A 20007-nucleotide genomic window follows, 5' to 3' on the forward strand; every position below is an offset into this window, starting at 1 on the left:
TACGACCGTTTTAGAAGTCGAATTCTCCTTCATCATCAATTCAAGAATATCGGAAAAGGAATTGGGTGAGGTCGGCAGACTCATCGTCGGCCAACCCCAACATTTGACTTAGAACCTTTTTTTGTTGGGATGGGGGTCAGACACTCCTTTAGTACGGTAAAGTTAAGAAGGTGGGGTGGTTCCATTTTGTGTTTGCTCATTTGCTTGGAGCCAACGTTTCTGCTCAAGTTGGACATATTGCTGGTAATTGGAATTGGGATTGTTGTTGAAGTACTTGAGGATGCTCTCAGTAGTGATATGTTTGCTTGCCTTGTTTGAAACAAAGGCAAGGTAAGAGCTCCACCGGTATTGTTCGGGAGATTCAACCATAAAAGCTTTAACGGGGTTTAAGTGAATGTAGCGACTTACCTCTAACATGTGCGTTACAGATTTGATATGTTCTGCAAAATAACGCCCTTGGAAAAGGTGGCCAGTAAGGTTGTATTTGCGATTAAAATACATGGCGTAACGGGAGTTTAATGATTTCATGAAATGTTTAGGTGGGTCGTCGATCGTTTCGAGGAGCAGATGAACATGATTTGTCATGAGGCAATAAGAATGCAGGGTAAAGGGGTACTTCTGTTTCGTCTCTTCTAGGATTGTGAGGTACATCAAATAATCTCTTGTATCAAGAAACAGGTTATCCTTACGATTCCCACGACTTGTAATGTGGAAAATGTCACCTGGAGACCAGTGACGGTTCTTTCGAGGCATATGTTCACCTCCTTTGCTATTAGGTGACTATAATATTCGAGGCTACAGGAGGAAATTCCTGCTGGGGTCAGACACCTCTTTAGTATAGTAAAGGAGTGTCTGACCCCTCATGCTGTTCTACATTGTGTTACACTTGAGAGGGCCGAACGTAATAGGCCCTTTTTCTAATTGCATAAATTCATTTACATATTGGAGTGTTAAAGATGAGAAACAGAATGATTTGGATGCTTGCAATGCTCGCGATAATTGTAGGCTGCCAGCAGGAACAGGCAGATGAAATGACTATTGAACAACAAGATGAAGAAATTGAGTCAGAAATCATCCAACAAGAAGCTCAAGAACCTGCACCTGAACCCGAGCCAATTGAAACAACAATTACGATCGGATCTGTTGGCGATGTACTTCTTCATGAGCGTGTATACGTACCGGCAGAAGTTGAAGATGGAAAATATGATTTTATGCCGATGTTAGAAAAAGTCGGGCCACTGCTTAAAGCACCTGATTTTTTAATGGCGAATCAAGAGTCGATGCCAGGTGGGGTCGAGATTGGTTTATCAACATATCCATCATTTAACAGTCCACAAGAAATCGTAACAGACCTACAAACACTAGGGGTGGATATGGTGATAGGCGCTAACAATCATACGATTGACCGAGGCGTAGCAGCTGTGGAGAGCGCATTGAATTTTTATGATGAGATTGATATGGATTATGTAGGAGTGTATCGTGATACAGCTGATCGCGAAACGGATCGAATTGTCACAGTTGATGATATCGATTTAGGCGTTTTAGCGTATACATACGGAACAAATGGGATCCCAATTCCTGAAGGCCATGAAGACATCGTTGCGTTGATTGATCCTGAGAGAATGATTAAGGATGTAGAGAGCCTTCGCGAAAAGGTGGATATCGTCATTGTTCATATGCATTGGGGCGATGAATACAGTCAAGAACCCAATGAACAGCAGAAGGAACTGGCCCAGCTGCTATCAGAAGCTGGAACAGACATTATCTTCGGCCACCACCCTCATGTACTTCAACCAATTGAACTATTAGAACAAGAGGATGGACAAGAGACGGTGGTGTTCTATTCTTTAGGGAATTTCTTCTCAGGGCAAAATTTTGAGTATACCGATATAGGCGGAGTAGGGACTGTTGAAGTTACAAAAACTATTGATGGAGAGAAAACGACGATCGAAATACACTCGCCAGAAATTGAGCCGACCTTAGTGGTGCTAGAAGACGGCGTTTACAGTGTTATGCCAATGGAAGAATCAGAAGGCTCGCTTATCAATGATGTAACCGTCGATGAAACACGCGAACACATTTCGCAATACCTACAGTAAGCTAATGGGGGGTCAGACACCTCGCTGTTCCTTTACAGCGTTAAAGAGGTGTCTGACCCCAAATGAAAGGAAGCTAACATATGGAAGTTGCCATTTACTTATTCATCCTTTTTATTGGCATTTTTGGTGGCCTCATTCTGAACATAATCACAAGTATATGGTGTTATCGAGATTCAATCCGACGAGGGAATAGTAAGGAGTATAGCTTGCTTTGGTTGATAGCAACATTATTCTTTCCTTTCGTTGGCTTTATTGTCTACTTGTTTCTCCGTAAGTAGAAAGTGGAGGTGTCTGACCCCACTGCGCTGCTTTATAGAATAAAAGGAGGGACAGTCCCCTCTGTAATGCACTGCCTTACTAAAGAGGGGACTGTCCCCATATAAGAACTCCAATCAAAAAAAAGCGCTTGTCCTATAGACAATGCGCTTAAAATTCCGTGAAAATCACTTAACCTTTTTTAGTTCACTGTTAAATATTTTTATATAATACGTCCCGTGATCATCTTTCAGAAGCTTAATCCCTAGCAATGCAAATGGTGTCCAAATTGTTTTTAACTTGATTATTGGCAAAGTACTCACTCCTTCATTTAGATATGAAAATGGACTAGTCAATATCAGCAAAAAGGTAATAGACCGGTAAAACAATGAACGCCAATAACATATAAATTGTAACACTATATAGGTAGTTTATTTCGTCAAAAATCAACGAAAACCTTCTAAAACGAACAAATAGCTCTACATGATTCAATAGTAAAATTTCATATTTTCACAATGTTTTAAGAAACGGGTACTGATCCCGACTTTATCCAGCCGAAAATGAAGCTTAATGTGAGGTGGTAGAAGCACCCTTAGCGTTTCTTTTATAATGTTGTCTTCGATTTCCATATCAACAGTAAAGAGACCCTACCATTTCCGGCAGAGTCGCTAAGCTTCAACCTTTTTTCTCCTATCAAACAAATAAACAATAACCAATACTAAAAAAGCTCCTACCGAATCAATCAGCACATCCGAAACTAACCCAGAGCGTTCCGGTATAAATGATTGGTGCCACTCATCAATTGCACCATAAAAAGTTGCTAACCCCCACGCGATGATGTACCGATATTTCCTTCCTTCCAAAGCAAGCCAAAAAAACAATGCCAACACACCAAACGCAACTAAGTGGACTGATTTCCGTACGTAATAATTTAAAAGTTCAGAGTCGAATAAGGGGTTCTGCAGTATTTCTTCGGTTGAATCACCAGTAAAAAAAGGTTGGCGTGTTGCAATGGCAATCCCGATGCACCATGCAATGGCAATCCACCACCAGAATGTCGTTTTTTTCATGTTATCACCCAAAACCGATTATACATGATTCTGGTTGATCCGGAATTAATAAATTGGCCAAGTACAGAATACGATGGTTATAAAGCTTGTTTAAAGGGGGGATTTTTCTGTATAAAAGAGGGCCCTCAAAACAGCTGCTCCTGTTAATTGGGGTTGTGGTTGGAATTGGATTGCTTTTCTTATTGCTTAGTCCATCTGATTCAAAAAAAGCCCAAAAGGTAGTAGACCAATTTTACAGCTACGAACAAAATGCCCAATTCTCATCGGCATGGGAATTGTTTCATCCACAAATGCAGGAGAGGGTTGCAAGAGGGAGGTACATTGAAAACCGTGGGAGGTTCATTGGAACAGATGGATACGCATACACAGTCAGCAAGGCAAGTAGAGTACAGGACTGGAAAATGACAGAGGATTCGGAACCATTTGAAGATGTCTACAAAGTCACCGTGAATAAAGAGATTCGCGACATGCAAAACGGCAACTATCGCCTCGAACAAGACATCTACGTAGCCGAAGAAGACGAAACAGGAGAACTGAAAATCCTCTGGGACTTTACAGAGTAACTGAGGGACAGTCCCTCCTTTATCACAGCACAGCGCCAGTGAGGTGTCAGACCCCTCTTTATTACAGCACAGCACCACAGAGGTGTCAGACCCTGCCATTGACCTCGCCATAAGTATTTTCCTCCTATATGTGGTAACCTATGACAAGAGCTCCATTTGACCACGGATAACGTATGGTAAGGAGGATACTTATGCAAGTTCTGAAGTCTTCAACGTTCTGGAAAATGTATTTGAATTTATTTATCATTTTCATGCTATTATTCATATCCATTTTTACTATTTCGCAGCAAGCTCTGCCGGAAATATCGCGCGCCCATTTTCAAGAAGTAACCGATGCTGAGACTGAGGCCACAGCTGATAAGCTTATGAGTTTGGCCGGTGAATATATAAAAAGGGGACATGAACTGCAAAGTGTACTAGAGGGCCGTGACATGGAGACGATCATTGATACAATTCAAAGTCATGTATCGATATCGCCTTTAGTTGATGCCGGTCTCCTTGTCGATCAAGAGGGCTCAGTCACTTATATGTACCCGTTTGACACGAATGAAGTGGACCCTAATTATATTCGCGAGAACCTACCAGAAATTCTAACGATAACGGATGTATCAATCGCCTCCGGTGTGACTGTCGAAACTCAAAGCCCTTATTTTGGAGTTGCGATCCCACTATTGGATGAACAAGGCGAGGTGGAAAGCACCTTATACCTTGGAAGTTTTACAAAAGAAAACATGGTTATGTCGGCAATTCTTAATAGCAATGACCTCGGTGTTGGTGGTTATTCGTCAGTGATTGGCGAAAGTGGGGTTATCATCGCTCATCGCAATCCGGAGCGAATCGGAGAGTTAGCTGCTCCGGCTATAGTAGAAAAATTTTTAAAAGAAGAATCAGGATACGATGAATATATAAATAACGAAAACATTCCAGCATATGTCTCGTACCAGTATCTACCAGACCTAGAATGGGGAGTTCTCGCTCAAGTCCCTGTAAGCAGTACATTTGAACAACTGCATGCATTTGAAAAATCGATCTTCAAAATGGCGATATTCACTTGGCTCGCACTAACAGTTGCGACGTACTTCTATGCAAAGCGTGCCTTTAAGCCGTTAAAACGTCTATATTACACGGTTGATCAAATCGCAAGCGGGAACTATCAGGAAAAATTAGACGTCAATATAAAAGGGCATCCAGAGATGACTAGATTACTGGTTCGTTTTAATGAGATGATTGAACATCTCCAACAATCAAGGGAAAAAATTGAGTACCAAGCTTATCATGATGCGTTAACTGGTCTAGTGAACCGTTATAAAATTGAGGAAGAGTTGAAAACAGCAATTGGAAACGCTGAAAATATGAATCAGCCGTTAGCATTGATGTTTCTCGATTTGGACCGATTCAAAGTCATCAATGATACAGTAGGACATCAAATTGGGGACCTTCTTTTAAAAGAAACGGCTAATAGGCTAAAGCAATGCGTTCGAAAAAATGATATCGTTGCGCGCCAAGGTGGAGATGAATTTATGATCTTGCTTGAAGGAGCAGGTGAAGAAGAGGCAGCCAAAGTAGCTCAAAAGATTATCGATTGTCTCACGCCACCATTTCTTATTGCTGACCAAGAATTTTTCACTTCGCCAAGCATTGGGATTAGCATGTATCCAAAAGATGGTGAAACAATGGAGAGTATTATCAAACATGCTGATACGGCGATGTACCTTGCTAAAGAGCGAGGGAAAAACAATTACCAATTTTATAAGATGAATCCGACTGAAATTTTAAACCGAAAATACAAACTCGAAAACGGGTTGCGCCGTGCGATCGAAAAAAAGGAATTTCTTCTTCATTACCAGCCACAAATCGATTTGAATACTGGGCACTTGCTGGGATTGGAAGCGCTCATTCGTTGGGAGCATCCCGAATTAGGAATGGTTTCACCGATTGAGTTTATCCCACTTGCTGAAGAGACGGGCATGATTAATGAAATGGGAAAATGGGCGATAGCAGAGGCATGTTCTCAAAATAAAAAATGGCAACAGATGGGTTTGCCAAAAGTTACTGTTGCGGTCAATATATCACCCGTGCAATTCCGGGATCCAAATTTAGTTGAAAATTTAATGAAAATAGTGCAAAAAACGGGGCTAGAACCGGAGTATCTTGAGTTAGAAATTACCGAAAGTACTGTGCATAGCTTTATAGACACAATGGAAAAACTGCGCACAATCAAGGAATATGGAGTTAAAGTATCGATTGATGACTTTGGGACAGGCTATTCATCGCTAAGCGCAATCGATAATATGCCGGTTGATACGATCAAAATTGACCGGTCCTTCATTGCTCATATTATGTCAAACCCGAATAAAGCAGCGATTGTCAAAACGATCATTGATTTGGGACGTAACTTAAACTTTGAAATCGTGGCTGAAGGAATTGAGAGCCAAGAGCAAGTCGAATTCTTAAAAGCACACCGTTGTCACATCGGCCAAGGCTACTATTTCAATCCACCGATCTCACCTGAAGACATCCAAAAGATCTATACCATTTGAGGCTGTCTCTCTCGCGTAAGAGGGGGGCAGTGTATTAAGTAGACACAACAGCCTCCTAACCGTTGGAAGGAGGCTGTTGTCTTGTAATAACTACTCTATAATCCCCATAAACGCAGCTGACAAAATGAAAATATACATTAAAAATCCAAATACCGTTATTTTGAAAATCCCTCTAGTGAATGTAGATTTACTTCTAAGGAAATTCTTCAGGAAAATAGAATTCTTGAATATGTAATCCCTAATGATAAGTGAAGTGATGGCTATCAAAAAGAAAATAAAGTATTGAGCCATGAATCTCACCTCCAAGTTTCTAAAATAGTAAGTTGTATTTGGGGAAATTCCATTATTCCCCGAGAAATATGTCGAAGAAAGCGAGTTAAATAAAACCACAAGCCTTACGCTTTAACGCAGTAAAGAGGGGACTGTCCCCCCTTTACTGCGTTAAATTACGAAACGTTCTGTGATAGATGGTGAAAAGTATAAGTGTTCTTTCCTTGTTCTTTCGCGTTGTACATGGCGAGATCTGCTTTCTTGATTATCTCATCAACATCCTCACTGTCGGTTGGAAATAAACTTATTCCTATGCTTGCTGTAACGGTAAGTTTATGGGATTCGATATAAATCGGCTCTGAGGTTTCGTCGATGATGCGTTGGGCTATTTTGGATGCGCTCTCAGATGATGTATTCTCCAGTATAATGATAAATTCATCGCCACCAAGTCTCCCAACAATATCCTCTTCACGAACACTTTGTTTCAGTTTAGATGCGACTTCTTGTAATAATAGATCTCCACAATCGTGTCCAACTGTATCATTTACATCTTTGAACCCATCTAAATCAATAAACATGACGGCTCCTTGCTTCTCGTTGTGGTGTGATTGAGTCAGGGCTCTGTTTACATATTCAGTAATCATGTACCTGTTTGGTAGCCCTGTTAAATTATCATGATATGCTATATATTTGATTTTATCTTCCAGTTGCTTGCGCTCTGAAATATCATTAAATATTGTTAAAACAGCTTCCTGTCCTTCGAATACAATCGCAATTCCAGTTGCTTCAACCATTAAAACGGATCCATCTAACCGTATAATTCTTTTTTCTAAATACTTCGGGTTTGTAGAATTTGTATGAGGAATATCGTGATGTATGTAAAGGTCTTTAAGAGCAGTTTTGGCAGCTTCTATAACTCTCATCTGATCATCTGGATGAATCAGATCTAACGCTGATTTTTTAAGTAATTCTTCGGTATATTTTGCACCACAAACATTTACTGCAGCTTTATTAACGTAAAGAATTTTGTTTTCTCTATGAATGACGATCGGTTCTGGAAAGAAGTCTAGTATTTGGCGATATCCCTCGCGATCTTTGTTGATTTCACACTCAATTGCTTTCAGTTCAGAAATGTCATAGACTACTCCAATGAGCTTAACAACTTGTCCAACTTCATTAAATATTGGTTTTCCTTTACTTTGAATCCATTTGGTTTCCCCATCAGGATGAATCGTTCGCCATTCATGCATGCCAGCTTCTCCAGTTACTAACTTATTCCAAAAAGTTATAACACTTTCTTTATCCTCTGGATGAGCAGACTCTATCCATAAGTGGTAATTTTCCGAAAAATCGTCAACGCCATATCCAAAAGAATTCTCAATCCCTTTTGATACGGTTACTTGCTTAGTGATGAGATCATTAGACCAAAGCATAATATCAGCATGATTAAAAATGTCTTCTATCATTTGATAGTTATGAGTTAACGTTTGTTCTTTCTGTTTTAGCTCGTTTTTTAAGAAATGAGCTTTGTCATACTGTTTCCCAGCCCAAAAAGCAATGGCCAGTATGATCGGCAGACCGATAATCTCAATCGAACTGATATAACCATCCTTTACGAAATAATAGGTGATGTAGATAGAATTGATCATGAGAACAATAAAACATGTTGCGATTCTTCCTGTATACTTCATAGCTGCCCAGCACCCTTTACATGAAGATTTGAAATATTTTAATTGTAGGTAAATTTTACCACAAGCAAGAATAATAGAACAGAAAAATGATAGGGAGGGGTCAGACACTCCGTTATTACTGCAACGTCCTAAAGAGGTGGCAGTCCCCCTATCAATGCAGTGAAGCGCCAAAGGAGTGTCAGTCCCCTCATCAACACAATAAAGCGCCAAAGCGGTGCCCACCCCCATCAATGTGATTTTCCTCTGAAAATATGATACTCTCTATATAGAGAGAGTACATGCAATTCATGGGGAGGATTTAGTATGCGTGCGTTTTTAATGATCTTACTGCTTTCGATCTTCGTTGTCGGTTGTTCGCAGAACACATCAGAAGAAATTGATGAACCGGTAGAAACTCCTGATAATGAAGACATAACAGAGGAAGATACAAATGGTGACTCTGATGAAGAAACGACTGATACCAAACCAGGGGACGAAACCAATAACAATGAAACGAATAGCGACGAAACAAATAACGATGAGCCTGTAGAAGCACCTGCAGACGATTCTGCAGAAAAACCTAGTAATGGAGCTGGTGAAGACAGCAACAGTAACCCAGGGAACAACTCTGATTCCACAAAATCAGACGATGAGCCAAATCCAGCCGATGAGCTACCAGCGAATCTATCATTAAATGAAGAAGAAGCAATTGCTAGAGTGATAGACTATCTGAACGTCTATAATGAAGAAGAAGTGAGAGTTGTCGTGGACCGTGAAGAAAATGGCAAATACATTGTACAAGTCTTTGATGTAGTCGGAGGAAACGGAACAGGCCACTCAGCAACAAGAGGCTGGTATTCAGTAGATAAATCAACAGGCGAAGTAAAAGAACTCTTCTAATAAAGCAAAAGGTAATTCCATAAAAAAGTAGTTTCAAATAGCCACAGTGGATCTTCGAGATCACTGTGGCTATTTAACATGAAAAATCCTTCTCCACACCACCAACCACTCCATAACCCCTCTCATTCTCCTAGGAAAAAATAACTCCAATCTCCAATCCCGAATTGACCCAACTCGCATTACACCGTAAACACCGTCATAAATATGTAAAAATCTATAACAAAGTCTTGAAATTAACTGGTAATAGTAATAATATACTAGGGGCAAGTAACCATATTTTGGAGTCTATAAAAAGAGGTGGAAGGAGCTTAACAGATGGGGAAGAAATTTTATTTATTCTTCATTCTTCTAGTTGCATTGGTTGGTTGTACAAACCAAACGAGCGCTGATGATATCGATGAAAAACTAGCATTAGCTGAAAATTACCTACTAGAAGAAAATTATGAAGAAGCAATCCTTGTTTACCAAGAAATTATTGAGATCGACCCTAAAATCGAGCAAGCTTATTTAGGGTTATCCGATGCCTATGTACATATCGGTAACGGAGAATTAGCAGAAGAAACATTATTAAACGGGATACAAGCAGTAGATAACAAAAATAACTTACGAGTACATTTATCTACATACTACATTACTACTGAAAGATTCATAGAAGCTGAAGAAGTCTTGCTTGCTGTCTTAGAGGAAGATGAGGACTATGAGCAGGCTTATGAAAATTTAATTACGATTTACCGAGTGCAAGATGATACAGACAAACTAATTAATATTTTAGAAGTCCTTGTCGAAAAAGAAACAGACAAGCCAAATCATTATACGCTCCTTGCAGATGCCTATGTAAAAACGGATCAAACTGATCGAGTGCTTCCATTAGTTGTGACGTCTCTAGAATTAGATGTCAATCATTTTGATGCGTTTGATTTACTAGAAGCAGTCTATGACGATGACTGGGAATCACTGCTTGCTGAAGGGGAATTACTTCTTGAAGAGGACCCAGAAAGTACAGTTGGGTTAATGCTAAGCTTCTACGGCTTGTATCAAACAGGCGAACTAGAGGAAGCTGTCGCACTTTATGAGCAAATTGCTGGTGAAACAAACAGTGAAAAAATAACAGCATTAACAGCGCTCGCTTATCTAGATTTAGGAGATGAGGAGAAAGCAGCAGAATTAATTGCGACGATTGATCTTGATCAAGCTGAACATCCAAATCTACTAAAAGATTTAGTTGTTTACTTTAAAGAAACAGGCGATATCGAGCAAGCAACTCTATTAGCGGAAAGAGCACTTGAATACGATGAGAATGCTTATGTTTTCTATGAGCTTTTATATGAATTAACAGGTGACGAAGTCTATTTGGACAGACTTAGAGCGATGAACATTGATGTGTCACACTTGTTTGCTACTGAAGAGGAAGAGGCTGCTGAACCAGCAGTACCAGCTGAACCACAAGAAGAAGCTGCGCCTGTAGTGACTGCTCAATCTAGCACAACGATTACTGAACAGCTGACTACACAGCCAGAAACGAGTACACCGGCAGCACAACCAGCATCGCAACCGACACCAAGCGCACCGACAACGAACGAGTCAGCAACACCATCTGAACCGGCTCCGCAGCCAGCACCAAGTTCGTCAGCACCATCAGAGCCAGTGCCGAGTCAACCAGCACCACAACCGCAACCGACTCAGCCGGCACCAACGCCACAGCCTGAGCCTGAGCCTGAAAATAACGAAACGGCTGTTCAATTTAATGATTCAAGGCTTGAGCAACAAGTACGAGCAAGCTTAAATAAACCTCAAGGTACGATTACGGAGGAAGATTTAACACAGTTAACGAGCCTAAATCTGAACAACCAACAAATCACGGATTTAAAAGGGCTTGAGCACGCGACGCAATTGGAGACGTTAATTGTCACCTCTAATCACATTAGCGACGTTAGTCCGATAGCGAATTTACAAAACTTGAAGACGGTCGATTTAACGAATAACCAGACAAATAACATTAAAGGGTTGGAGTCACTAACATTGGCCTCGCAAGTACTGTTAGTTAATGTCGAAATGAACAGCGCCCTGATGGCATCCGTTGACACATTAAAAGATGCCGGAGTGACCGTATTTCACGAGCCTTATTCCGAGTTAGGCCCGTTTCCAAACGCAATTGATCTATCAAAAGCTGAGAGTATTACGATCTATGAAAATACCGGCACAATCTATGAAAGAACATACACGATTTCTGAATTAGTAAAAGGCGTAACGTTTAGAGTACCGTCTGGAATCGGGGAAACGTACAAATTCCATGTTGATTTAACTAACAACACCTTTACTTCTACTGCCATTAGCAGTTACGACAGCCACCCACTGAACAATATTTCGGCTGTACGATTAAACGGTTTAACAGGCTATGTTGGCGATGAGTTTTGGGCAACAAAAGTTGTATATAAAACGGAGGGCTATAATGCTTCGACACCTCCGGAAAATATGTTAGGTTCTGATCCAACCACGTTCCCTAGTTATTACACAATGACAGAGGACAAAGACACGGTCATCACCGTCATCTTTGAAGCACCAAAAGTCAAAGAAGAAGACGCTCCTGAAGAACCGGAAGATACAGAATCTGAAGAATCAGTTGAAGAACCAGCCGACGAAGAATCTAAGGAAGAGCCGGTAAAAGACGACACTGATGAACCAGCAAAAGAGGAAGACGAAACAAAGGCAGAAGAACCAGCAACTGAGGAAGAAGACACAACAACAGACGAATCAGCAAAAGAACAAGACTCTGATGAACTAGTAAAAGAAGAGTCCGAAGAAGAATCTGTTAAAGAAAGTGATGAATCTCAAGCTGAAGAGACAACACCAGAAGCTGACAAAGATGAAACAGAATCCACGAAAAAAGAAGAAGATGACATGGACATAGATGACGCTCCTGAATCTTTAGAACCAACAGAAGACGAAGATCTTGAAGAACCAACCGAGGAATTGATCGAAGAAGATGAATTGGAAGAATAATTCAGGATCCAAGTAAATACAGGTAACAATGGCTCCATTTACTACGTGCCTTGAGAGGATAAGCTAGACCTCTCAAGGCTCTAACAAATTTTACAGCGAATAAGACCATTAATTACGAGGGGTGGAACTATGGAAAAAATCAGCATCGTACTAGCAGATCAGGATACGGATTATATTGAACTGCTTAGTAATTACATAAAAAGCTCTGAATACGAAGAAAAAGTAAATGTACATACATTTTCTCAAAAGGAACCATTACAGAAGAATGTCTCCAGCCAGGAACGTACCAATATTTTGCTTGCCTCAACGAGCATGCTCCCTCAAGACATAGATGATGACAAAATTGATATTGTGATCGAGTTGAGCGAGGATGCTGATGCCAGTAAAGAAACATCCACGCAGAAGATCTTCAAGTATCAACCACTCAATCAATTCTTTTCCCAAGTGTTAACGATGTACGATGAGCGCCCGATTAAAAAGTCCACAAAAGTGATCTCCGTCTACTCCGCTGCAGGAGGTACTGGAAAAACAACATTTGCCTACAATCTTGCAAGAGAAATGGCTGACGAGATGGATATCTTTTATGTAAACTTAGAGTTGGTTAATTCAGCGCGTTTGTTCCTGAAAGAGAAGAAAGAAGGCCGTTTAGCCGATTACATAAAATCGGAAGAGAAATTGGAAACGTTAGCAATCAAAGATCAAAAAACAGGGTTCTCCTACTTACCTGTACACCCTAGCGCAGCCGAAATGAGAGATGTTTCCGGCGAAGAGGTAGAAGCATTACTGACGAAGGTGAAAAAGACGGGAACATTCGATTACATTATTGTTGATTTGGAAAGTTCGCTTGATGAGAGAATTGTCACGACATTAAAAAATAGTGAGCGCGTGTTTTGGCTTGTGAACAATGATGTACAGAGCTTCCATAAAACAAGCTACCTGCTCAAGGAACTTGGATCCTTGTTAGAAGATAAGAGTTTTTCAGAAAGAGTTAGCATTTTGTTAAATCGCTTTACAGGCGAAGGTGGAGAACTGATTGATGAGTATAAGTTGGATGTAAAAGCGTTCTTGCCGTATGTGCCTGAGTGGAAGCAAGTGAAAAGCGCTAGTGAACTAGATTCGGTACCTGTTTTCAATAAGTATATTGTCAGTATTTACAAAGCTCATTTTGCTAAATAGAGCATCTACGAAAGAATTCATTTAGGAGGGACTTACTTTGACTACAATCTATGATCTTCGCTGCGATTTTGAAAATAAAGATGGTATGGCCTTAACACGTGCTGGTGAAAGTGCGCTAAAAAGCAGTGATTTAGCACCAATTCAAGTAAATATGCTAAAGGCCAATACGATTGAAAATCTTCTTCCATTAAAAGTAGAGGAAGCTGATCAACAAGTGAAGCTTTCCTATACAACATCAGCAAAAAAACCTCTTACAAAGGCGTTAAAAGAGAAAAAGCTAACCCTTGAAGAGTACTTTGCCCTTTTAGAAACGGTTGTATCAGTAGTGGAAAGCAGCAACATTTACATGTTAAAAGAGAAAAATTATATTCTTCATGAAGATTTTATTTTTATCGGAAACGGTTATAACGATGTTTCGTTAGCATATGTACCAGTGAAGGAACTAGCTAAGAAGCCTTCGGTAAAAAGTGAATTGCGCGAATTGATTGTGAAGCTCGTCGGCCATATTACCGAATTAAAAGGCAATGGCATTCAGCTATTATTCACATACATTCACGGTCCTGAATTTGATTTAGGCCAGTTAAAAAAAATTCTTGGAACACTAACAGCGCCAAAAGCGACACAAAAGCAAGCACCACAGGCATCGCAGCAGCCGAAACAGCCAATTATACAAAAAACACCGGTGCAACCAAAACAGCCAAGCGTACAACCAACTCCGGCAAAAAATGTCGTGCCACCGAAGCCAGAAGCAAAAAAGCCATTGCCAAAGCAGCCTAGTCAAGCACCGGCAGAAACGATTAAAATTACACCAAACCATGTTGACCAAAACGAGGCAGCATCAAAAAAGGGCAAAGAAGATTCAAATCCTTTGCAAAGCGCTACCTCTTTGCCCTCAAGCGAGCGAAACACGCCGTCAAAGCCCAAAGAGGCGACGAACAACCAATCGCCGAAACAGCCGTATTTAGAAATAAAACGTGAGGACCGAGTCGAACAAATTAAACTTGCTCATTTCCCATTTGTAATTGGCCGCATCCCGAAAAATGTACAGTATGTGGAAGATACATACGGCGTATCGCGACAGCATTTGGAAATTTCAAAGGCGAAAGAGGGTTATGGCATTAGGGATTTAGGGTCTCGAAACGGCACAAGGCTGAACCAACAACTTATTAAAGAAAACACCGTTCAACCTGTTAAAGCAGGAGACACGATCAAAATCGGAAAAGCGATTTACACGTTTAAACTAGGGTAAGGCATGGAGAACAATTGGGAGTATGGATTATCTACCCATACAGGATCAGTCAAAAAAGTGAATGAGGACCACTCCTTTCTAAGGTTTGCCCGTGATGATGATGGATATGAAGCGGCGCTCGTCATTGTTGCCGATGGAATGGGAGGGTACCAAGCAGGAGACGTTGCAAGCCAGCTTGTCGTTGACCGTCTCGATCAGTGGTGGGGCGAAAGAATCGGGACAATTTTAAAGCTGCGCTACCCATTCAAGAATATGGCAGCTGAGGTCGAGCAGATTTTACATGAAACGAACAAAGAATTAATTGAGCATGGTACTGATGACAAGAGCAAAATGGGCACAACCGTATCGCTGCTCATTTTGTATAAAAGTCACTACCTCATTTGCCATATTGGGGACAGCCGTATTTACCGACTTGCTCGCAAAACGACTCTCGAACAGCTAACGGAAGATCATTCGTGGGTGGAGCAGCAGGTCAAGCTTGGACTTCTAACAAAGGAGCAAGCAGCAACACACCCACGCAGGCATATGTTGCTACAATGTCTTGGCATTGAAAATGGCATCACTCCATTTATTAAAGAAGGCACATATGAAAAAGGTGACTTGTTTTTGCTCTGCAGTGACGGATTTTACACGCTATTTGAGGAACAGGAAGTCGTCTCACAGCTTGCTGATTTGAAAAATACGTACGGCGAACTGCAACAGGTGAGTGATCAATTAGTCACACTAGCGAACGCAAGAGGTGCAGTCGATAACATTACCTTAACGTTGATCGAGCCGAAACAGCTGGTCCGAGCGAAAGGTTGGCGGGTGTTATGGACCAACTTGTTTAAAAAGTAAATACGATTTTAGAAGAAAACGTAGAGGTTGCCATCGCACTTGATTTACTGACTAGGAGAAGCCCGGTCAGTAATGTAAGAGGCAGCCTCTTTTTCTTCTTAGACCACTGAAAAAGGGTGCTAGATTCAGGAAGGCCATGGTTCCACACGCCGTGCGCTTTTTGAGAAGTTCGTTCAAAAAGCTTAAAAGAAACGGCGGCTTCACACATGGCTTAGTTGCCTCTTTTCTCCTAGTCTTATCGACCGTATTATAGTAAAATTTTATGTGCTACTGAATAAAAATGTAAAAAATTATGGTGTCGGTTTGCTGTGAATTGGAGGTAAACGATGTGGATAAAACGAAAAAAACATGGATGACGATGTATGCAGTAATCCTGTCTATTTCAATAGGATTAATAGCATTCGGTATTTATTTAATGCAAAAGGAATATTTTATTATTACGGAGGCGCAAGCAAGTGGCGCAACGGTTGCAATCACCCAAGCCGATAGTCATACATATAAACCGATTCTGAATGAAAGTAGTTCGATTGATTCAATGATTAACAGTGGAAAAAAGCTCTATTACATAGCAAGAGACAGCGATTACATTGAGCTTATCTCAGCTGATTTGAGTGAACAGCAAGTAAACGTCGAGCTCAGTATGACAGAAAGATCTCTTAACATCGATCAACTTATTCCACTGAATGAACAAAAAGTCGCGTTGCTTGAGCACCTTGCTAAAATCAGCGCGAGTGATGTGGATCAAGTTTCACTCTTAGATCTCCATGAAAGCTCACAGCAATTGCTCATCACGCGTGGTTCCTATGTCGAATGGCACGACCCCAAAGGCGAAAGACAGCAGCAATTTGTTCCTGGTGTTATCGTGGATGGTGCCATTGACGCTGAAAAAGAGCGATTCTATACACTTGTAAGGAGAGACGGACATTATTTTCTTTATCATTCAACAAGTGAGGAGCCGTTTGAACTAGCACTAAGAGGAACGCTGAAAAAGGCGTTTTATTTAGCTGATTTACAGTTATATTTTGTTTGGACGGAAGAAGAAGTGGTTACCGTTGATGTTCATACAGCTACCGTCACCCCTGTTGAACAGTTGAACGGAGTTGATAGCATCGAACAAGTGTTAACGAGCTCGCTTTTGTTACTAAACCGAGGACGAGAAATTGCAATCTATGACGTGTCTTCACGAGCTTTCTTTGAAATCGGAACATTTTCAGATGTGACGAAGATTGATGCGTCTGGCCATAATCAAATTGCGATTGCATCAAAAGACGGATCAGGTGAGACGGTTCTGACGATTTTTGATCTGAGCCATATGTTTGTCAGCCATGAAGAGAAAATCGATGGAGACATTACCTCAATGTCTTGGCACGATCGCAATAAATTGATAGTAACGGTTCAAGAAAAGGATGAGATGTACCGCGCCTACCAGCTACATATCAAAGAGGATTTCAGTTTTGAACCAATCTTTGAAAGTCCAAATGAAATTAGAGCATTTTCACCATAGATTGTAAATCAAAACGTAAAGGAGAGTAACCGAAATGAATTACCTTTGGCTGTATTCTAATGGATTGTACGTCTTTGGAGTCGGTATCTTATTGTTTTTGATTTGCAATCTAGTTTTAGTATGGGTGATTGCTAGATCATTAAAAAAGAAAAAAGAAGACGTCCAACCAGAAGAACAAACGAATCAAATAAACGAACACGCAGCTCCAACCGAGGCCGAAGCTGCGCCCAGGGAATTTGAACAAACAAACCAAACGCAAGAATGGCAGTCGGAAACGGAGCTTATAAATGGGGAACAAATTCTGGCTGAAGAAAAAGTAACAGCAGAAACGGTGCTCTTAGGTAAGGAGCAACCTCCGTCTGAAGCAGAAAGACCTGCAGAAACAGTACTCTTAGACCAAAAACAACCTCAGACTAAAACAAAAACCACCGAAGAAACCGTGCTCCTAAACACAAGCAAGCAGCACCCAGCCACACAATCAGACATGGCCGAAACGCAACTGCTTGGTACGGAAAAAGAAGACAGCGCGACTGAGTTGCTAGATGTTGAAAATATCACTCAGCCTCTTCAAGACGACACCGAGCTTTTAATAAACGCTGGAGAGCAAACAGAGCTTTTATCAAACAACGAAGAGACGGAGCTTCTCGTGAAAAAACAAGATCGCCATATCACCAAACGGAGGAAAGAGAACGATGATTAATGTTAATGAAGTGTTAGATAACAAGTACAAAATCCTTCAGGTGTTAGGGAAGGGAGGAATGGGGAGCGTCTTCCTTGCTGAAAACTTGAAAGTCGGAAACCTCTGGGCGATTAAGGCGATTGATTTGACGATTAATACCGAAATCAATCTCTTGGCTGAGCCGGAAATGCTCAAACGCTTAAAACACCCGAATCTCCCGCGCATCGTTGATATTATTCAACAGGACGATATTTTGTATATCGTTGAGGACTATTTTGAGGGTGACACGCTACAAACGCTAATTAGTGCTACCGATTATTGTACAGAAGAGAACGTGATTAAGTGGGCAAAGCAGCTTTGTGATATTTTAATCTACCTTCATACCTTGTCGCCGAAAATTATTTACCGTGATATGAAGCCGGGCAATATCATCATTGACCGCAATTTGGATGCGAAGCTAATTGACTTCGGGGTTGCACGTGAGTACAAGGAGGGGCAAAGTACCGATACAACAATGATCGGAACAAAAGGCTATGCCGCACCGGAGCAATACGGCACGAACCAAACCGATGAGCGCACCGATATTTATTCATTAGGGGTCACACTCTACCATGCGATCACAGGTAAAGGGCCGAACGAACCTCCGTATGAACTCGTGCCGGTACGACAGTTGAGCCCGTCTCTTTCAGAAGGAATTGAAACGATTCTATTAAAATGTACGCGCAACGAACCAGAGGATCGCTATCAATCAGGAGAAGAGTTGCTTGATGCGCTAGAAAACATTCATAAGCTGAACAAAGCTTATCGGCAAAAGCGCAGAAACCGTCGATTGTTGATGGCCGGGGTTACAGTGGCCATTTTAGGTGGGGGCTTTGCAGCGAATGAAGTGATCCAGCTGCAAGCGTCTGAACGAGAAGGACGCTATTTAGGGTATTTAGAGGAAGGGTTCGATTACTACAACGAGGAAAACTATGATGCTGCCGAAGAGGCGTTTCTTATGGCACAAGAAATCAACGAAACGGAAGAGCTCTACATCAATCAAGCGAAGGTCTTTCTTGCTAGAGGAGAAGATGAGCAAGTGATTGAGTACCTTCAGGAAAAAGTGATCAATGAGGGGATTCTTCAAAACAATAATGAAGTCCACTATTTAATGGGGACGGCGTTTTTTAACGATGAAGATTATGAGAAGGCGATTTGGAATTTTACCGAGGCTTTAAAAGGCAACACCGAAAGTCTCGGTACCAACTTGCAAAATGTGTACCGTGATCTCGCCGTCAGCTACGGACGGGTCGGCGATTATGAACAAGCTGAAAGCATTTTAGCAGACCTAACAGCAGGAAGCCATGATGATCAAGCTGCCCATTATGTAAAAGGTGAGCTGATGTTCGTTCAACAACGCTACGACGAGGCGCTTCATGAGCTGGCAAGAGCGTACCAATTAGAGCCAGATAATACGAGGTTTATGATGAGTTTAGCCGATACCTATTTGCGTCTGGTACGCCAAGGTGTTGGTGAAGAGACGGAAGCCTATTATGAGCAGGCCATTGAGTTACTGGATGAAGCTGAGCAGCATGATCCGAATAACATCACCGTTTTAAATGCAGCCGGGCAAACGTACTATGATTTCGGACTTTACTATGAAAATCGTAATCAAATGAATCAGGCTGAAAGAATGTTTGAAGGGGCCGTGACCTCTTTCCGGAAGCTGCTTGACTTAGGAGTTCAAGATATTAATGTCCTGATTAACCAAGGGATTCTCTATGATAAGCTCGGCGACATGACTGAAGCAGAAGACTACTACTTACGCGCACTTGAGCAAAATGAACAGCATTCCCGGGGAAATCTCGTATATGGCCTCTTCCTTTTAAAGAAGCAAAACTATGAAACGGCCTATCAACATTTCCAAAAAACCGTCGAAGCAGATGACAACCCAGGAGAAGTAAGTGTCGCACAAGAACGCATGAACGAACTACGTCAAAAAGGCTGGATAGTGCACTGAAAAAGGTGCGACTTTCACCTTTTTCAGTGCACTAAAAGCCATGAGCGCAGCCGCCGTATCTTTTAAGCTTTTTGAGCGACCTTCTCAAAAAGCGCACGGCGAGAGGAGCCATGGCCATCCTGAGATTACCCGAATCTTCCTGGAGACTTCAGAAGAAGGGTTTTCGAGACCACTGAAAAAGGTACGATTTTCACCT

The 20007-nt window shown here is 41.3% G+C and carries 16 protein-coding genes; 12 read left to right on the plus strand and 4 right to left on the minus strand.

What is annotated here, in order from left to right:
* Positions 1–162: 162 nt before the first annotated feature.
* The gene (locus AC1FXZ_RS10185; RefSeq protein ID WP_480053180.1) at positions 163–753 is read right to left on the minus strand and encodes a transposase; all 591 of its coding nucleotides are present in this window, start codon (positions 751–753) and stop codon (positions 163–165) included.
* A 203-nt stretch (positions 754–956) separates the two neighbouring features.
* On the opposite strand from AC1FXZ_RS10185, the gene AC1FXZ_RS10190 reads away from it, so the two are divergent.
* Together AC1FXZ_RS10190 and AC1FXZ_RS10195 are read left to right on the plus strand one after the other, a co-directional pair.
* Positions 957–2099: a CapA family protein gene (locus AC1FXZ_RS10190; protein ID WP_480053182.1), complete on the plus strand. Its 1143-nt coding sequence runs from the start codon at positions 957–959 to the stop codon at positions 2097–2099.
* 80 nt (positions 2100–2179) lie between these two features.
* Positions 2180–2377 (plus strand): PLDc N-terminal domain-containing protein, encoded by a 198-nt coding sequence (locus AC1FXZ_RS10195; protein WP_480053184.1) that lies wholly within the window; start codon positions 2180–2182, stop codon positions 2375–2377.
* 165 nt (positions 2378–2542) lie between these two features.
* On the opposite strand, the gene AC1FXZ_RS10200 is transcribed toward AC1FXZ_RS10195, so the two are convergent.
* Together AC1FXZ_RS10200 and AC1FXZ_RS10205 are read right to left on the minus strand one after the other, a co-directional pair.
* Positions 2543–2668, minus strand: a complete 126-nt coding sequence (locus AC1FXZ_RS10200; RefSeq protein ID WP_480053186.1) for a hypothetical protein — start codon at positions 2666–2668, stop codon at positions 2543–2545.
* Positions 2669–3022: 354 nt separating this feature from the next.
* A complete protein-coding gene (locus tag AC1FXZ_RS10205) occupies positions 3023–3424 on the minus strand; it encodes a VanZ family protein (RefSeq protein WP_480053188.1) in 402 nt (133 codons plus the stop codon).
* A 155-nt stretch (positions 3425–3579) separates the two neighbouring features.
* Between AC1FXZ_RS10205 and AC1FXZ_RS10210 the strand changes: the two genes are divergently transcribed.
* Both AC1FXZ_RS10210 and AC1FXZ_RS10215 read left to right on the plus strand, forming a co-directional pair.
* A complete protein-coding gene (locus AC1FXZ_RS10210; protein ID WP_480053190.1) occupies positions 3580–3987 on the plus strand; it encodes a hypothetical protein in 408 nt (135 codons plus the stop codon).
* Positions 3988–4178: 191 nt separating this feature from the next.
* Positions 4179–6527 carry a bifunctional diguanylate cyclase/phosphodiesterase gene (locus tag AC1FXZ_RS10215; RefSeq protein ID WP_480053192.1) on the plus strand — a complete coding sequence of 783 codons (2349 nt, stop codon included), beginning with the start codon at positions 4179–4181 and terminating at the stop codon, positions 6525–6527.
* 446 nt (positions 6528–6973) lie between these two features.
* Here the strand turns inward: AC1FXZ_RS10215 and AC1FXZ_RS10220 are convergent, their stop codons facing one another.
* Positions 6974–8488: a diguanylate cyclase domain-containing protein gene (locus AC1FXZ_RS10220; protein ID WP_480053194.1), complete on the minus strand. Its 1515-nt coding sequence runs from the start codon at positions 8486–8488 to the stop codon at positions 6974–6976.
* 303 nt (positions 8489–8791) lie between these two features.
* Between AC1FXZ_RS10220 and AC1FXZ_RS10225 the strand changes: the two genes are divergently transcribed.
* The 8 genes from AC1FXZ_RS10225 to AC1FXZ_RS10260 all read left to right on the plus strand — a co-directional run bounded on the left by AC1FXZ_RS10225 (position 8792) and on the right by AC1FXZ_RS10260 (position 19811).
* A complete protein-coding gene (locus tag AC1FXZ_RS10225; protein WP_480053196.1) occupies positions 8792–9367 on the plus strand; it encodes a hypothetical protein in 576 nt (191 codons plus the stop codon).
* 315 nt (positions 9368–9682) lie between these two features.
* Complete coding sequence (locus AC1FXZ_RS10230; protein WP_480053198.1) at positions 9683–12367, plus strand: tetratricopeptide repeat protein; 2685 nt, start codon at positions 9683–9685, stop codon at positions 12365–12367.
* Positions 12368–12496: 129 nt separating this feature from the next.
* Complete coding sequence (locus AC1FXZ_RS10235) at positions 12497–13543, plus strand: AAA family ATPase (protein ID WP_480053200.1); 1047 nt, start codon at positions 12497–12499, stop codon at positions 13541–13543.
* A gap of 37 nt (positions 13544–13580) precedes the next feature.
* Positions 13581–14792: a DUF6382 domain-containing protein gene (locus AC1FXZ_RS10240; RefSeq protein WP_480053202.1), complete on the plus strand. Its 1212-nt coding sequence runs from the start codon at positions 13581–13583 to the stop codon at positions 14790–14792.
* A 3-nt stretch (positions 14793–14795) separates the two neighbouring features.
* On the plus strand, positions 14796–15629 hold the full coding sequence (locus AC1FXZ_RS10245; RefSeq protein WP_480053204.1) for a PP2C family protein-serine/threonine phosphatase: 834 nt from the start codon (positions 14796–14798) through the stop codon (positions 15627–15629).
* Positions 15630–15957: 328 nt separating this feature from the next.
* The gene (locus AC1FXZ_RS10250) at positions 15958–17133 is read left to right on the plus strand and encodes a hypothetical protein (RefSeq protein ID WP_480053206.1); all 1176 of its coding nucleotides are present in this window, start codon (positions 15958–15960) and stop codon (positions 17131–17133) included.
* 34 nt (positions 17134–17167) lie between these two features.
* Entirely contained in the window at positions 17168–17833 is a 666-nt protein-coding gene (locus AC1FXZ_RS10255) for a hypothetical protein (RefSeq protein ID WP_480053208.1), read from the plus strand.
* Complete coding sequence (locus AC1FXZ_RS10260) at positions 17826–19811, plus strand: protein kinase domain-containing protein (protein ID WP_480053210.1); 1986 nt, start codon at positions 17826–17828, stop codon at positions 19809–19811. The genes AC1FXZ_RS10255 and AC1FXZ_RS10260 overlap by 8 nt, the downstream gene beginning before the upstream one ends.
* Positions 19812–20007: the final 196 nt, after the last annotated feature.

Source organism: Halalkalibacter sp. HAAS-P014, assembly GCF_056619965.1.

What these genes read in the sequence shown, in the direction of transcription:
- AC1FXZ_RS10190 (WP_480053182.1), top strand. Translation starts at nt 957, where the DNA reads ATGAGAAACAGAATGATTTGGATGCTTGCAATGCTCGCGATAATTGTA.
- AC1FXZ_RS10225 (WP_480053196.1), top strand. Translation starts at nt 8,792, where the DNA reads ATGCGTGCGTTTTTAATGATCTTACTGCTTTCGATCTTCGTTGTCGGT.
- AC1FXZ_RS10220 (WP_480053194.1), bottom strand. Translation starts at nt 8,488, where the DNA reads ATGAAGTATACAGGAAGAATCGCAACATGTTTTATTGTTCTCATGATC.
- AC1FXZ_RS10260 (WP_480053210.1), top strand. Translation starts at nt 17,826, where the DNA reads ATGATTAATGTTAATGAAGTGTTAGATAACAAGTACAAAATCCTTCAG.
- AC1FXZ_RS10185 (WP_480053180.1), bottom strand. Translation starts at nt 753, where the DNA reads ATGCCTCGAAAGAACCGTCACTGGTCTCCAGGTGACATTTTCCACATT.
- AC1FXZ_RS10245 (WP_480053204.1), top strand. Translation starts at nt 14,796, where the DNA reads ATGGAGAACAATTGGGAGTATGGATTATCTACCCATACAGGATCAGTC.
- AC1FXZ_RS10205 (WP_480053188.1), bottom strand. Translation starts at nt 3,424, where the DNA reads ATGAAAAAAACGACATTCTGGTGGTGGATTGCCATTGCATGGTGCATC.
- AC1FXZ_RS10215 (WP_480053192.1), top strand. Translation starts at nt 4,179, where the DNA reads ATGCAAGTTCTGAAGTCTTCAACGTTCTGGAAAATGTATTTGAATTTA.
- AC1FXZ_RS10195 (WP_480053184.1), top strand. Translation starts at nt 2,180, where the DNA reads ATGGAAGTTGCCATTTACTTATTCATCCTTTTTATTGGCATTTTTGGT.
- AC1FXZ_RS10230 (WP_480053198.1), top strand. Translation starts at nt 9,683, where the DNA reads ATGGGGAAGAAATTTTATTTATTCTTCATTCTTCTAGTTGCATTGGTT.
- AC1FXZ_RS10235 (WP_480053200.1), top strand. Translation starts at nt 12,497, where the DNA reads ATGGAAAAAATCAGCATCGTACTAGCAGATCAGGATACGGATTATATT.
- AC1FXZ_RS10255 (WP_480053208.1), top strand. Translation starts at nt 17,168, where the DNA reads ATGAATTACCTTTGGCTGTATTCTAATGGATTGTACGTCTTTGGAGTC.